This window comes from Rhizobium sp. AP16 (genome assembly GCF_000281735.1).
Classification (GTDB): Bacteria; Pseudomonadota; Alphaproteobacteria; order Rhizobiales; family Rhizobiaceae; genus Rhizobium; species Rhizobium rhizogenes.
Genome location: NZ_AJVM01000042.1, coordinates 18,262 through 31,965, shown reverse-complemented (window position 1 = coordinate 31,965; position 13,704 = coordinate 18,262). Strand labels below are relative to the sequence as shown.

Below are 13,704 nucleotides of genomic sequence, written 5' to 3'. Positions count from 1 at the left end.
CCGCCAGCGGCGGCTGAGCACCGTGCCCGCCGCCATGGAAAAAGCGCCGCCAATGCCCGCCGCAATGCCGATCGGATCGAGCGTTGCCTGCGGTGTAAGAATAAGAAGCGCGACACCGGCTATCCCGGCAATCGCCGCTATAACCGAAAGGCCACGGATCGGCGAACCGAGCAATAGCCGCGCCAGCACGATGACGATCAGCGGCTGGACCGCGCCGACGGTGGCCGCCACCCCGCCCGGCAACCGATAGGCCGAGATGAACAGCATCCACCAGAAGATGGAGAAGTTCAGCGCACCAAGAACGAGCGACCGCAGCCACCAGATGCCATCCGGCAGGCGCCGCACGATGGCGAGCAGCAGCAATCCCGCCGGCAAGGCGCGCAGCATGGCGACCGTCAGCGGATAGCCGGCCGGCAGGAGTTCGGTCGTCACCAGATAGGTGCTACCCCAGATCGCCGGCGCGATCGCGGTCAACAACAGGTCGGAATTGCGGGTCATGCACAGTTTCCAAATTTATCTTGACTTCAAGATAATCCAAAATACCTTGACGTCAAGATAATTCCATGGCGATGTCTGCGCATGGATCGCATCGACAAAATTCTCGCCCAATGGCACCGGGAACGGCCCGACCTCGACGTCGCTCCGATGGGGCTGATCGGCCGCATCGGAAACCTCACCCATCACCTTAGCCGGGAGATGGGCAAGACCTTTGCGCAATTCGATCTGAACGGTCCGGCTTTCGATGTCCTGGCGACCCTGCGCCGCTCGGGCGCGCCTTACACCCTCTCCCCCAACGACCTGATGGCCACCATGATGGTGACCTCCGGCACGATGACCAATCGCATCGATCAACTGGAAAAGGCGGGCCTCGTCACCCGCAGCCCCAATCCCGATGACGGCCGAAGCTTTCTGGTGTCGTTGACCGAAAATGGCTTTGCGCTGATCGACGCGGCCGTAACCGCCCATGTCGAGACACAGGCCCGGCTCGTATCGAGCCTCACGGAAGAGGAGAAGACGGCGCTCGACGCCTTGCTCGGAAAATATTTAGCCGACTTCGAAATGTTCGCGCCGGAAGAAAAGACTACGGTTGTAGCTTCGAATGAATAGCTTGAGCCAAGGCCACTCGAGGATGCGAGCAACGCCCTAACTAGGCTGATGCCTCCTTGCCGAATTCCGCGACCACGTAGTCAAGGAAGCTGCGCAGTTTCGGGGTGATGCGACGATCAGGGGCGTAGAGAACATGCAATGGGCGTGTCGGTATCCTGTATTCCGGCAGAATAGGCACCAGTTGCCCCGACTCGATGCTCGCGCGGATCAGTTCGAGGGGCTGGAAAATGATCCCAAGCCCTGCCACCGCCGCCTGAAGCAAGGCTTCGCCGCTGTCGACTGTCAACCGCCCCGATATGGGAACATCGACATATCCGTCCGGTCCTTCGAAGGCCCAATGCGTTCTCAAACGCGTATGCGAAAAGATCAGGCACTCGTGATCTACGAGATCGCCTGGTGTACGGGGCGTTCCACGAGACTCAAGATAACGCGGGGCCGCACAAATGATGAGGCGGTAGGGATCCAGGCGCCGGGCGATCAATCCACTGTCCGACAACTCCCCGACGCGGAAGATCGCATCATATCCCTCGTCTATCAGATCGACCAATCGGTTCGACAGTGACAGGTCAATCGAGACCTCCGGATATGCCTTCAAATATTCGGGCAATTTGGGCGCAAGGGCGTTGATTCCGAAGGTTACAGGCGCGCTGACCCTCAACCTGCCCCGAGGAACCGCGCGCGTTTCCGCCGCCAGTGCCTCCGCGGATTCGACTTCCGCCAGTATGTTGCGCGAACGCTCGTAGAATAGGCTGCCGACCTCGGTCAGGTGCTGCCGGCGGGTGGTTCGGTTCAGAAGCCGGACACCCAGATGATGCTCCAGGAATTGCACATGTTTACCGACAAGCTGCGGCGACATGTTCAAGGCGTCGGCAACAGCACTGAACGACCCCAGCTCCACGGCTTTGACGAAGATGCTCATGCTGAAGAACCGGTCCATTAGAAACAATCCATTTCAAGTATTGCGTAAAAGTGACTATTTATCCCGATATGAGAATAATTCTATTCATTCCGTCAGCAATCACAAAGGAGCGACGGACATGAAAATCGCAATTGTCGGCACTGGTAACATGGGAGCAGGCCTTGCCCGCGTGCTGACCGGAGCAGGTTATGAACTGGTCATCGGCCACCGCGATCCGGCAAAAGCAGCAGCTTTGGCCGCCGAATTGAGCGCGAATGTCGAAGGAGGCGGCATTGCAGCGGCCGTCAAGCTGGCGGATGTTGTCATTCTGGCTCTGCCCTATGGCGCGATAGGAGAGGCATTGAAGGCGGCGGGAGACCTCACCGGCAAGGTGCTCGTCGACATCTCGAACCCGATCACGGCCGATTACCGAGGATTGCTGGTCGGTCATTCGACGTCGGCGGCCGAGGAAATTCAGGCACTGGTGCCGGCGGCCACCGTGGTGAAGGCTTTCAACACGATATTCGCGACTCTTCTGCCGATCGAGGCACGCAACGGAAAGACCCTGCAGGTGTTCGTCGCCGGCAATGACGAGCCGGCAAAGGAAACCGTATCGAACATCGCCAAGGCCATCGGCTTCGAGCCGGTCAATGCGGGAGAGCTGACCAATGCCCGCTTCATCGAACCCATCGGCGAGATGAACATCCACTTCGGCTTCTTCCTCGGCAAAGGCCCTTCCGTGGCGCCCGCCTGGGTTCAGGTCTGAGACTGGTGCAGCAGACTGAGCAATCAGCCCGCAAAAGGAGTTCCCGATGACAGACACGAACAACCACTTCATGAAGCGCTTCGTCGACTTCATAAATACGGCCGATGCCAAGATGGCCGAAGAGCTCGTATCTCCGAATGCGATCTTTTTCGTGCCGGGCCGTCCCGAGCCGATGAAGGGGCCGTCCGGTTACATGGCAATCATCGATATGATGCGAGGCGGTTTCCCGGACATACAGTGGACGCTTCAGGAAACTGTGACCGAACAGGACAAGATCGCCGTGCGCTTCATGATGCACGGGACGCACAAAGGAACCTTCTTCGGGGTTCCCGCCACCGGAAAGCAAATATCGGTTCAGGCTCTCAACATCTACCATCTGAGCGACGGCCAGATCGTGGAGGAATATGGCCAACCCGACCTTCTCGGACTGATGCAACAAATCGGAGCTCTTCCGAAGTAATTGCCTCCAAACTCAAAGAGGCCCGGAACGTAAGCTCCGGGCCTCTTTGACACAGGCGGAATTTCCGCCAATCCATCCAATCAGAACGTCGCCGTCACCGGGTCCGGTCCGATACGCCCGCCAGCCGAATCCAGCTTGGCGATCTCCGCCAGATCCTCGGCATCGAGCTTGAAATCGAACACCTTGAGGTTTTCCTCGATGCGGCTCGGGGTTACCGATTTCGGGATGACGATCAGGCCGTTGTCGATGTGCCAGCGGATGATCACCTGGGCCGGCGTACGGCCGTGCTTGGCGGCGACCTTGCCGATGACGGCATTGGTCAAAAGCTTGCCCTGGCCGAGCGGGCTCCAGGATTCTGTCTTGATGCCGAGCTTGTCATGCACTTCGCGCAGCGCCTTCTGCTGGAAGGTCGGATGCAGCTCGATCTGGTTCAGCACCGGCGTCACGCCGGTTTCGCCGATGATGCGGTCCAGATGCTCCTTGGCAAAGTTGGAAACGCCGATAGAGCGGGCGCGGCCCTCTTCCTTGAGACGCAGGAAAGCCTTCCAGGTGTCGGCGTAGCGGTCGCGGCGCGGCGCCGGCCAGTGGATGAGATAGAGATCGACATAATCGGTGCCGAGCCGCTTCAGGCTCGCGTCGAAGGCCTTCAGGGTGGAGTCGAAGCCCTGCTCGTCGTTCCAGAGCTTGGTGGTGAGGAAGATGTCCTTGCGGGCAACGCCGGACTGGCGCATGCCCTCGCCGACGCCATCTTCGTTCTCATAGATGGCAGCGGTGTCGACATGACGATAGCCGGCCTTCAATGCGGTGCTGACCGCCGAGGGCGCGACGTTTTCCGGCGTCTGCCAGACGCCGAGGCCAACCTGCGGAATGGAATTGCCGTCGTTGAAAGTGATTGTCGATTGATTGGTCACAATATCTCTCCAAATGACTTGGGCGTGGATGGAGTGAAGGCGCGAACGAACCCGAACGACAAGCCTGGGATTTCCCCGCGCACCGCAACCGATGCGCCCTCCGAAAACCTATATAAGGCAGGGCCGCCCGATTATCACCCCGGCATGGCCGTCAAAGGACGCGAACTGTCGTGCCCTTCCGCAAAAAGCCGATGATGCGCTGCATGTCCCTGAGACTGACGGCGATACAGCCAGCGGTCGGCTCGTAGCCGGGCTTGATCAGGTGGAAGAAGATGGCCGAGCCCCGGTTGCGCCGGCGCGAGCCTATGTTCCAGTCGAGCACTAGGCAGATATCATAGAGCCCGTCGCGCCGCCGCATCTCCTCATGGCTCGGCTTGAAAGGCGCCTTGACGAGCCTGTTGTAATTGGCGTCTTCAGGCTGGTCGCACCAGAGCATGTCCTCGCGGATCCGCCGCATCGGCAAAGGGGTGCGCAGGAAGCGGACATGATCGTCCCGCGTGAAGCCATGAAGCAGTTTCATGGCGGCAATAGGCGTCGCCCCGTCCCCCTCGCGCTTCAGCACGCTACGCCCGGAACGGCCGATCGCCGCTGGCACCGTCAGCGGCCCGAGCTGCACCAGCGCCCGCGTCGGCTTTCCCGGCGCAGGACGCACGGTGATTGTGGAAGCGGCCCGTTTACCGCCTACCCTTGTTTTTTCCATTTTTCTCACATGTTTTTGCTTTGCACGTGATTTGATTTGAAATCATAGCAGTTTCAACTGGACGACCAAGCCTGAGCCGCCTCCCGACTTGCTAAAAACGCAATTTGGCGTAGGACTTGGGGGACAAAAGAACGAGGACCGGAACGGCATGACCGCACGCACCATTCTACTGGTGGATGATGATAACGACCTGCGCGAAATGTTGGTCGAGCAATTGTCGCTTTACGAGGAATTCACGGTTCTGCAGGAAGTGAACGCCGGCAAGGGCGTGCAGACCGCACGCGCCGCACCCGTCGATCTCCTGATCATGGATGTCGGCCTGCCCGATATGGATGGCCGCGAAGCCGTGAAGCTGCTGCGCAAGAACGGCTTCAAGTCGCCGATCATCATGCTCACCGGCCATGACACCGATTCCGACACCATCCTCGGCCTCGAAGCCGGCGCCAACGATTATGTCACCAAGCCCTTCCGCTTCGCCGTGCTGCTCGCCCGCATCCGCGCGCAGCTTCGCCAGCACGAGCAGAGCGAGGACGCGACCTTTACCGTCGGCCGCTATCTCTTCAAGCCGAGCCAGAAGCTGCTGACCACCGAAGACGGCCAGAAGATCCGCCTGACGGAAAAGGAAGCGGCGATCATCCGCTATCTCTACCGCGCCGACCAAAAGGTCGTGACCCGCGATATCCTTCTCGAAGAGGTCTGGGGCTACAATTCCGGCGTCACCACCCACACGCTCGAAACCCATGTCTATCGCCTGCGCCAGAAGATCGAGCGCGATCCTTCCAACGCCGAAATTCTGGTAACGGAAAACGGCGGCTACAAGATCATTCCATAGGCATTCAATATGGCGCTGACCGACGATATCCGCCTGCTGTCGCAACTGCCGCTGTTTCACGGCATGGGCGAAGAGCCGTTGCGGCTGATCGCCTTCGGCGCCGACCGTCGTCATGTCTCGCCGGGCCAGACCCTTTTTAGAGAAAAATCCCCGGCCGAATGCGCCTACGTCGTCGCCAACGGCAGCTTCGAGCTCACCACCGTAGATGCTGCCGGACAGTCGAACGTCGAAGCCACGGTGCAAGCCGGCACCATGCTCTCCGAACTGGCGCTGGTCACCCTAGTGGAACGCAAATACACGGCCGTGGCGCTGGAGGAATCCGATGTCATGCGTATCACGCGGGCGCTGTTTCACCGGCTGATCGAGGAATATCCCGACGCCGGCCTGCTGATCCAGAATCGCATCCGCGAAAATTTTGCCGCACTCGCGAGACAGACGGCAGCGCTGCTTGGCAGGTTTTCCTAACCGGACCCAAACGGGTCCGGCTTTGCGGATTCATTCTCAAAGATTGAAATGCGCAGTCACCGGCACATGGTCGGACGGGCGATCCCAGCCGCGTGCGGCCTTCAGGATATCGATGCGCTGCAAGAGCGGCCCGAGGTCGGATGACGACCAGATGTGGTCGAGACGCCGGCCGCGGTCGGCCGCTTCCCAATCCTTGGCGCGATAGCTCCACCACGTATAGAGCTTCTCGTTCGCCGGCACATGCTGGCGCATCAGATCAAGCCAGGCGCCGCGCTTCATGACCTCAAGCAGGCCATCGGTCTCGACCGGCGTGTGGCTGACGATCTTGAGCAGCTGCTTGTGCGACCAGACGTCGTGTTCGAGCGGCGCGATGTTGAGGTCGCCGACGAGGATGGCGGAGGTGTTCTGCTCGGCATTGGCATGCAGGTGCTTCATCTCCTCGATGAAGTCGAGCTTGTGGCCGAACTTCGGATTGATCGTCCGGTCGGGCTCGTCACCGCCGGCCGGAACGTAGAAATTATGCACCCGGATGCGCCGGCCGCCGCGTTCGAAGATCGCCGAGATATGCCGGCTGTCGCCGACATTGCAGTAATCCTGCCGATGATCCTCGGTCAGCGGAAAACGCGAGGCGATGGCGACGCCATGATAGCCCTTCTGGCCGTGAATAATGATGTGCTCGTAGCCGAGCGCCCTCAGCGGCGCATAGGGGAAGAGCTCGTTCGGAACCTTGGTCTCCTGCAGGCAGAGAATATCGGGCCGGGACTGCATCAGGAATTGCTCGACGATCGGCATGCGCAACCGCACCGAGTTGATGTTCCAGGTCGCTATCGAAAACCCCATGCCCAAGCCCTTTCCTCTAAGCAGGATAAGGCTTTAGACCGGCTTTGAGCGAAAGGAAAGCGCCATTCGGCGCTTCCTCTATTGCCAGGGACGGAGACGTCGATCAGCGCGTATAGTCGATGCGGAAGACACTGTCGTCGAAGGAGACATTGGTCTTCACATTGTTGATGATGACGTCGGTGGTCTTGCCCTGCGGGTCGATCACCGTCCACTGGCGCAGGTCGTAGGTCTTGGAATCGAAGATCATAGCGATGGTCGAATCGCCGAAGACGGTGCGGTTGCCGAGCGTAATCTTGGTGAGGTCCGGCTGCGCGTCGACGCCGCGCACCATATCGGCGGAAAGATCGATCTTGTTGGCAAGCAGCAGGCTCAGCGGCGTCTTTGACAGCTGATACATGTTCTTCGTCCGCGTCTGGTCGTTGATGACCTGGACGTTGTTGCCGTCACAGATGACGCGCATGCGCGACGGCGGATCGTAGTTGAAGCGCATCTTGCCGGGACGCTGGATGAAAAAGCTGCCGCTCACCTGGTCGCCGCGCGGCCCGATCTGCAGGAAGCCGCCCTTCATGGTCTTGATCGACGAGAAATGATCGGCGATCTGCTGCGCTACGCTGGGATTGAGGGATGCGGCCTGCGCCTGCGCCAAGGCCGAAACGGGCAGAGCGCCTGCCGCACCGACCGCGACCACGGCGCCGAGGAAATGCCGGCGGGTCATGGAAAGACGGTTGGACGGCTGCGCATCAAACTTTGTCATCGAATTCTCCTTCATGCTTTGTCCATGGCGCGCAAAATCGGCGTCTTCATGGCGCAGCGGCCCATGTCCGGTTGTGGGCCGCGATCAAATTTCCCTGAACATAGCCGGGATATACGACGCGAAAGGGGCCTGTGGCCTCAGCGATCCAGAATATCCGCCTTGGTAGGAACGAGAATTTCGCGCTTGCCGGCATGGTTGGCCGGGCCGATCACGCCTTCTTCCTCCATGCGCTCGATCAGCGAGGCGGCACGGTTATAGCCAATGCCAAGACGCCGCTGGATGTAGGAGGTCGAGGCCTTGCCGTCGCTGAGAACGATCGCAACCGCCTGATCGTAAGGGTCGTCCGAATCGGCAAGATTGGCCGTGCCCGCTGGGCCGTGACCATCCTCGTCATCCTCATCGTCGGCGGTGATCGCGTCGAGATATTGCGGCGATCCTTGCGTCTTCAGATAGGAGACGATGTCCTCCACCTCGCCATCGGCAACGAACGGGCCGTGGACGCGCTGAATACGCCCGCCGCCTGCCATATAGAGCATGTCGCCCATGCCGAGGAGCTGTTCGGCACCCTGCTCGCCGAGGATCGTACGGCTGTCGATCTTCGACGTCACCTGGAAGGAGATGCGCGTCGGGAAGTTCGCCTTGATCGTGCCGGTGATGACGTCGACGGACGGACGCTGGGTCGCCATGATCACATGGATGCCGGCCGCACGCGCCATCTGCGCCAGGCGCTGCACCGCGCCTTCGATATCCTTGCCCGCCACCATCATCAGGTCGGCCATTTCGTCGATGATGACGACGATATAGGGCATGGGCTTCAGATCGAACTCCTCGGTCTCGTAGATCGCCTCGCCGGTCTGCCGGTCGAAGCCGGTCTGGACGGTACGGCTGATCGCTTCGCCCTTGGCTACGGCTTGCTCGACGCGGGTATTGAAGCCGTCGATGTTGCGCACGCCGATCTTCGACATCTTTTTGTAGCGCTCTTCCATCTCACGGACGGTCCATTTCAGCGCGACAACGGCCTTCTTCGGATCGGTGACGACGGGAGAGAGCAGATGCGGAATGCCGTCATAGACGGAAAGTTCCAGCATCTTCGGGTCGATCATGATCAGGCGGCACTGTTCCGGCGTCAGCCGGTAGAGCAGCGACAGGATCATGGTGTTGATGGCGACGGACTTGCCCGAGCCGGTGGTGCCGGCGACCAGCAGATGCGGCATTTTGGCGAGATCGGCGATGACGGGCTCGCCGCCGATGGTCTTGCCGAGCGCCATCGCAAGCTTGGCCTTGGAGCTTTCAAAATCGCGGCTGGCGACGAGCTCGCGCAGATAGACGGTTTCGCGCGTGGAATTCGGCAGTTCGATGCCGATGGCATTGCGGCCGGGCACGACGGCGACGCGGGCGGCGATCGCGCTCATCGAACGGGCAATATCGTCGGCAAGGCCGATGACACGCGAGGATTTGATGCCAGGTGCCGGCTCCAGTTCGTAGAGCGTGACCACCGGGCCGGGGCGGACATGGATGATCTCGCCCTTGACGCCGAAGTCCTCGAGCACGCCTTCCAGCATGCGGGCATTCTGCTCCAGCGCGTCGGAAGACAGCGTCGCATCCCGCACGATGGTCTTCGGCTCGGCAAGCAGGTGCACGGCCGGAAGCTGGAAGCCGTAGGAGCGAATGAAGGAGGTCTGGGCTTCGCGCTCGGCACGCGCGCCGGGCTTCGGCCGCGGGGCAGCGGGAATGACGCGCGGGCTGGCCGGAACGCCGGAGGCTTTCGACGAAGCGGGGCGCAATGCCCATTCGTCTTCCTCGTCATCCGGCAGGATGCCGGCCGGACGCCGCGGCTCGCGTTCGTAGGACGCATCGTCATCATCCTCGTCCTCGTCGTCGCCCATGCTGATCGACGGAGGAGACACCACGCGGCGCTGGGCCGGGCCATCCAGCGACGGCTCGACGCGCTCGCCCCGGACAACCGGCGCCTTGGCGCGCGCCGGCTCGTTCAGCGTGCCGAATTCGTCATCGTTGAAGTCGTAGGGCGCATCGAAGGCATGGTCGCGGCGCTTGCGCGGACCCATGCCGAACAGGCGTCGAAGACGGGCCTGCGCATTGTACCAGGAATGCATGAGCGCGCCGAAGGCCATGAAGCCGCCGCGGTCGTCATCCTCGTCGTCATCGCCAACGCTGCGGGCGCGGCTCTGTGTTTCCTCGTAGTTCTCTTCATTCTCCTCATCTTCCGGCAGACTGCGGCCGACCAGGCCGGCAGCAAACAGCATGAGCCAGGCAGCGGGGATGGCGAGGACGGTACCGAACACGGTCGCAAAGACGCCGCTCGGATAGGTGCCGATGAAAAGCGCTGGAAAACGCAGGAGGATATCGCCGATAACGCCGCCGATACCGTTCGGGATCGGCCAGGTCGGAGGGGCGGGGAAACAGGCGATGGAGCCGGCAGCAACGATCGAGCCACCGACCCAGGCACCGAGACGGGCCGGCAGGCGGTGGATCTTGCGGTTGGAAATCAGCGCGAAAGCCCAGGCGACAATGGGCAGCAGCACGACGATACAGGCAAGGCCGAGCGCCTGCATCAGGATGTCAGCGAAGGCAGCGCCCGGAAAGCCCAGTATGTTCGTCGGCGCATTGCTCGTGGCGTAGGAATAGCTGGGGTCCATGACGTTCCAGGTCGCCAGGGCAGCGACCGCGAGCGCCAGCAGGAACAGCAGCGCGAAGCCGATGAGGCCCCTCACCTGCCGCCAAACCACTCCCGAAAGCGAGAAACGGTCGGGGGGACCGCCCAGCGCTGCCGAATTGCTTCTGCCCATGATATCCAGCCCGTTCGTTGTCGAAGGCACGCGCGAATCGGCGTCATGCCCACTCACCCAGTACGTCACCTCTACCTAATCAGAGGAGGGTTAATGGCATATTAACCATGCAGGCGGTGGCGGGCCTATCAACGAATTTATGGCTGTTTGGCCAACAGGCTGACCGGCACAAAAAAGGCCCGAACCAAGGTCCGGGCCAAGAGCGGCTTACTTTTGATGAAATAGGCCGCGACGGGATGTTCAGCGGCGCCGGGGAAACGTTGCCCCGGCGCCGCAAGCTTGTGATTAGGAATTGTGGTAGGCAGCTTCGCCGTGGGACGCGAGGTCGAGACCTTCGCGTTCGGCTTCCGGCGCTACACGCAGGCCGATGATAACGTCGACGACCTTGTAGAGGATGGCCGAGCCGATACCGCACCACAGGATCGTGGTGATGACGGCAGTGGCCTGAACGGTGAGCTGGCTGCCCATGGTGACGCCTTCGGCATAGCCGACGCCGCCAAGCGATGCGCTGGCAAATACGCCGGTCGCGAGAGCGCCGAAGATACCACCGACGCAGTGTACGCCGAAAACGTCAGCCGTATCGTCGTAGCCGAACTTGTTCTTCACGACGGAGACGAAGAAGTAGCACAGCGGGGAAACGATGAGACCGAGGGCAATCGCGCCCATCGGGCCGACGATGCCGGCAGCCGGCGTAACGGCAACGAGACCGGCAACCATGCCGGAAGCGCCGCCGAGCATGGATGCCTTGCCGCGGGTGAAGGTTTCAACAATCGACCAGGAAATGATGGCCGCTGCCGTTGCGACGAAGGTGTTGACGGTAGCGAGCATCGCGCCGCCGGAAGCTTCGAGGTTCGAACCGGCGTTGAAGCCGAACCAACCAACCCAGAGCATGGAAGCACCGACCATGGTCAGCGTCATGGAGTGCGGAGCCATCATGTCCTTGCCGAAGCCGACGCGCTTGCCGACCATGAGGGCACCGACGATACCGGCGATACCGGCATTGATGTGAACGACCGTGCCGCCTGCGAAATCAAGCGCGCCCATCTTGAAGAGGAAGCCATTCGAATCCCAGACCATATGAGCGATCGGGAAGTAGACGAAGGTTGCCCAGAGCGCGCAGAAGAGGACGGCGGCGCCGAACTTGATGCGCTCAGCAAAGGCACCGATGATCAGGGCAGGCGTGATGGCTGCGAAGGTCATCTGGAACAGCATGAAGATGAATTCCGGAATGACGACGCCCTTGGAGAAGGTCGAGGCCGTCGTCGATACCGAGACGCCGGACAGGAACATCTTCGCGGTGCCGCCCCAATACGGGCTGGTGCCGCCGCCGAAGGCGAAGGAATAGCCGTAGAAGACCCAAAGGAGCATGACGACCGCACCGATCATCGTGCACTGCATCAGTACGGAGAGCATGTTCTTGGCACGCACGAGGCCGCCATAGAAAAGGGCCAGACCTGGCACCAGCATGAAGAGGACGAGAATGGTGGAGATGAACATGAAGGCGGTGTCGCCCTTGTCCGGAACCGGCGCGGCAGCGGCGGCAGCAGTGGCTGTAGCATCCTGCGCAAAGGCGATCGCCGGCGCGAGCATGGCCGCAGAAAGCGTACCCACCCGTGCCAGAGTGGAGGAAAGCTTGGAAAACGTCATTGCAAATAACTCCCTGATCGGCCGTGTCTTACAGCGCTTCTGAATCGGTTTCGCCCGTACGGATGCGAACGGCATGGTCAATCGAAAAGACAAAAATCTTGCCGTCGCCGATCTGGCCGGTCTTGGCGGAGGATGCGATGGCCTCGACCGCCTTGTCGACGATTTCGGTTGCGACCGCGACTTCGATCTTCAGCTTCGGCAGGAAGCTGACGGCATATTCCGTGCCGCGATAGATTTCGGTATGCCCCTTCTGGCGCCCGTAACCCTTTACTTCGGTCACAGTCAGGCCCTGGATGCCGACAGCCGTGAGGGCCTCACGGACCTCATCGAGCTTGAACGGCTTGATAATGGCCATCACAATTTTCATCTGGTTTCCCATCCTTTGTTTACCCTCGGCGTGGAGCCGACTCTCCTTGCCGCTGACGAGCGTTTCAGCAGCGACCGGAGATACACATTCAAAGGACGTGCCAGATTCGTGACACAATTATAACCAATTGAAATATAAGGGAATTACTTTAGGAACCCAATAAAGCGGCAATTCGCGGCGCAGTTGTCGCACAAATAAAGTGCAAATTTACAAAATTGCACTTTATTTAATCATTTGCCTTTTTACGAATCAGCCCCTCCTGCGCCACCGACGCAATCAGGACACCATCCCGCGTAAAAAGACTGCCGCGGGTGAAACCGCGCGCGCCTGAAGCGCTTGGGCTGTCCTGGCTGTAAAGCAACCAGTCGTCGAGCTTGCACGGGTGGTGAAACCACATGGCATGGTCGAGGCTGGCGACCTGCAGGCGCGGATCGAAGACCGAGGTTCCATGCACATGCAGTGCCGCATCGAGCAGCGTCATGTCCGAGAGATAGGCGAGCACCGCATTCTGGTAGAGCCGATCATCCGGCACCGGTCCCGTCAGGCGCACCCAGATATCCTGCCGCTGGCTGGGCCGCGAACGGGAGAAGTAATCCTCGATGGAGACGGGCCGGATCTCGATCGCGCGCTTGCGCTCCCAATAACGGCGCACAGCCTCCGGCGCATTGGCGATAAAGCGCTCCTTGATCTGCTGCTCATCCATCAACTCCTCAGGAGCCGGCACCTTCGGCATCTCGCTCTGATGCTCGAAGCCAGGCTCATCGACCTGGAAGGAGGCTGTCAGCGCAAAAATCGCCTTGCCGTGCTGGATCGCCAGCACCCGGCGGGTGTTGAAGCTCGAACCGTCGCGGAGCCGGTCGACCTGATAGAGGATCGGGACGCTCGGATCGCCGGGAAGCATGAAATAGGCGTGCAGGGAATGGGCAAACCGGTCATCCGCAACCGTCCGCTGTGCCGCCATCAGCGCCTGACCGATGACCTGGCCGCCGAAGACGCGCTGCCAGCCAACCTGCGGGCTGTTGCCGCGAAACAGGTTCATCTCGATCGTTTCCAGATCCAGCGTCGCGAGCGTGACTTGCATGGCGGTCGGTTTCTCGTTGTCACGCGACATTTTGAATGAACTCCAACGGTAGGAACCACGAACGGGATG

Annotated in this window: 15 protein-coding genes; 5 read left to right on the top strand and 10 right to left on the bottom strand. The window is 60.7% G+C overall.

Annotation, left to right across the window (positions count from 1 at the left end; translation table 11 throughout):
* Positions 1-498: EamA family transporter (locus PMI03_RS14695; RefSeq protein ID WP_007694570.1), on the bottom strand; the 498-nt coding region annotated here is incomplete at its 3' end.
* 81 nt (positions 499-579) lie between these two features.
* Between PMI03_RS14695 and PMI03_RS14690 the strand changes: the two genes are divergently transcribed.
* Positions 580-1,107, top strand: coding sequence for a MarR family winged helix-turn-helix transcriptional regulator (locus tag PMI03_RS14690; RefSeq protein WP_007694568.1), 528 nt, complete (start codon positions 580-582; stop codon positions 1,105-1,107).
* 40 nt (positions 1,108-1,147) lie between these two features.
* Here PMI03_RS14690 and PMI03_RS14685 read toward each other — a convergent pair whose 3' ends face one another.
* Entirely contained in the window at positions 1,148-2,044 is an 897-nt protein-coding gene (locus PMI03_RS14685; RefSeq protein ID WP_007694566.1) for a LysR family transcriptional regulator, read from the bottom strand.
* 100 nt (positions 2,045-2,144) lie between these two features.
* On the opposite strand from PMI03_RS14685, the gene PMI03_RS14680 reads away from it, so the two are divergent.
* Both PMI03_RS14680 and PMI03_RS14675 read left to right on the top strand, forming a co-directional pair.
* Entirely contained in the window at positions 2,145-2,771 is a 627-nt protein-coding gene (locus tag PMI03_RS14680) for an NADPH-dependent F420 reductase (protein WP_007694560.1), read from the top strand.
* Positions 2,772-2,817: 46 nt separating this feature from the next.
* Entirely contained in the window at positions 2,818-3,231 is a 414-nt protein-coding gene (locus PMI03_RS14675) for an ester cyclase (RefSeq protein ID WP_007694558.1), read from the top strand.
* Between the two features lie 80 nt (positions 3,232-3,311).
* On the opposite strand, the gene PMI03_RS14670 is transcribed toward PMI03_RS14675, so the two are convergent.
* A complete protein-coding gene (locus tag PMI03_RS14670; protein WP_007694557.1) occupies positions 3,312-4,142 on the bottom strand; it encodes an aldo/keto reductase in 831 nt (276 codons plus the stop codon).
* Between the two features lie 151 nt (positions 4,143-4,293).
* On the bottom strand, positions 4,294-4,842 hold the full coding sequence (locus PMI03_RS14665; RefSeq protein WP_007694556.1) for a L,D-transpeptidase: 549 nt from the start codon (positions 4,840-4,842) through the stop codon (positions 4,294-4,296).
* A 148-nt stretch (positions 4,843-4,990) separates the two neighbouring features.
* Between PMI03_RS14665 and PMI03_RS14660 the strand changes: the two genes are divergently transcribed.
* A complete protein-coding gene (locus PMI03_RS14660; RefSeq protein ID WP_007694554.1) occupies positions 4,991-5,674 on the top strand; it encodes a response regulator transcription factor in 684 nt (227 codons plus the stop codon).
* 9 nt (positions 5,675-5,683) lie between these two features.
* Complete coding sequence (locus tag PMI03_RS14655) at positions 5,684-6,139, top strand: cyclic nucleotide-binding domain-containing protein (RefSeq protein WP_007694553.1); 456 nt, start codon at positions 5,684-5,686, stop codon at positions 6,137-6,139.
* Positions 6,140-6,175: 36 nt separating this feature from the next.
* On the opposite strand, the gene PMI03_RS14650 is transcribed toward PMI03_RS14655, so the two are convergent.
* The 6 genes from PMI03_RS14650 to tesB all read right to left on the bottom strand — a co-directional run bounded on the left by PMI03_RS14650 (position 6,176) and on the right by tesB (position 13,665).
* Positions 6,176-6,979 (bottom strand): exodeoxyribonuclease III, encoded by an 804-nt coding sequence (locus tag PMI03_RS14650; protein ID WP_007694550.1) that lies wholly within the window; start codon positions 6,977-6,979, stop codon positions 6,176-6,178.
* Between the two features lie 103 nt (positions 6,980-7,082).
* Positions 7,083-7,733 (bottom strand): outer-membrane lipoprotein carrier protein LolA, encoded by a 651-nt coding sequence (locus PMI03_RS14645; protein WP_007694548.1) that lies wholly within the window; start codon positions 7,731-7,733, stop codon positions 7,083-7,085.
* A 137-nt stretch (positions 7,734-7,870) separates the two neighbouring features.
* On the bottom strand, positions 7,871-10,540 hold the full coding sequence (locus PMI03_RS14640) for a DNA translocase FtsK (RefSeq protein WP_039974061.1): 2,670 nt from the start codon (positions 10,538-10,540) through the stop codon (positions 7,871-7,873).
* A gap of 285 nt (positions 10,541-10,825) precedes the next feature.
* Positions 10,826-12,187 carry an ammonium transporter gene (locus PMI03_RS14635; protein ID WP_007694544.1) on the bottom strand — a complete coding sequence of 454 codons (1,362 nt, stop codon included), beginning with the start codon at positions 12,185-12,187 and terminating at the stop codon, positions 10,826-10,828.
* 28 nt (positions 12,188-12,215) lie between these two features.
* Positions 12,216-12,566, bottom strand: a complete 351-nt coding sequence (locus PMI03_RS14630; RefSeq protein ID WP_012652738.1) for a P-II family nitrogen regulator — start codon at positions 12,564-12,566, stop codon at positions 12,216-12,218.
* A 214-nt stretch (positions 12,567-12,780) separates the two neighbouring features.
* Positions 12,781-13,665, bottom strand: coding sequence for an acyl-CoA thioesterase II (gene tesB, locus PMI03_RS14625; RefSeq protein ID WP_007694539.1), 885 nt, complete (start codon positions 13,663-13,665; stop codon positions 12,781-12,783).
* Between the last annotated feature and the right edge of the window lie 39 nt (positions 13,666-13,704).

Coding starts and splice junctions, on each gene's coding strand:
- PMI03_RS14690 (WP_007694568.1), top strand. CDS start 580: ATGGATCGCATCGACAAAATTCTCGCCCAATGGCACCGGGAACGGCCC.
- PMI03_RS14685 (WP_007694566.1), bottom strand. CDS start 2,044: ATGGACCGGTTCTTCAGCATGAGCATCTTCGTCAAAGCCGTGGAGCTG.
- PMI03_RS14680 (WP_007694560.1), top strand. CDS start 2,145: ATGAAAATCGCAATTGTCGGCACTGGTAACATGGGAGCAGGCCTTGCC.
- PMI03_RS14675 (WP_007694558.1), top strand. CDS start 2,818: ATGACAGACACGAACAACCACTTCATGAAGCGCTTCGTCGACTTCATA.
- PMI03_RS14665 (WP_007694556.1), bottom strand. CDS start 4,842: ATGGAAAAAACAAGGGTAGGCGGTAAACGGGCCGCTTCCACAATCACC.
- PMI03_RS14660 (WP_007694554.1), top strand. CDS start 4,991: ATGACCGCACGCACCATTCTACTGGTGGATGATGATAACGACCTGCGC.
- PMI03_RS14655 (WP_007694553.1), top strand. CDS start 5,684: ATGGCGCTGACCGACGATATCCGCCTGCTGTCGCAACTGCCGCTGTTT.
- PMI03_RS14650 (WP_007694550.1), bottom strand. CDS start 6,979: ATGGGGTTTTCGATAGCGACCTGGAACATCAACTCGGTGCGGTTGCGC.
- PMI03_RS14645 (WP_007694548.1), bottom strand. CDS start 7,733: ATGACAAAGTTTGATGCGCAGCCGTCCAACCGTCTTTCCATGACCCGC.
- PMI03_RS14640 (WP_039974061.1), bottom strand. CDS start 10,540: ATGGGCAGAAGCAATTCGGCAGCGCTGGGCGGTCCCCCCGACCGTTTC.
- PMI03_RS14635 (WP_007694544.1), bottom strand. CDS start 12,187: ATGACGTTTTCCAAGCTTTCCTCCACTCTGGCACGGGTGGGTACGCTT.
- PMI03_RS14630 (WP_012652738.1), bottom strand. CDS start 12,566: ATGGGAAACCAGATGAAAATTGTGATGGCCATTATCAAGCCGTTCAAG.
- tesB (WP_007694539.1), bottom strand. CDS start 13,665: ATGTCGCGTGACAACGAGAAACCGACCGCCATGCAAGTCACGCTCGCG.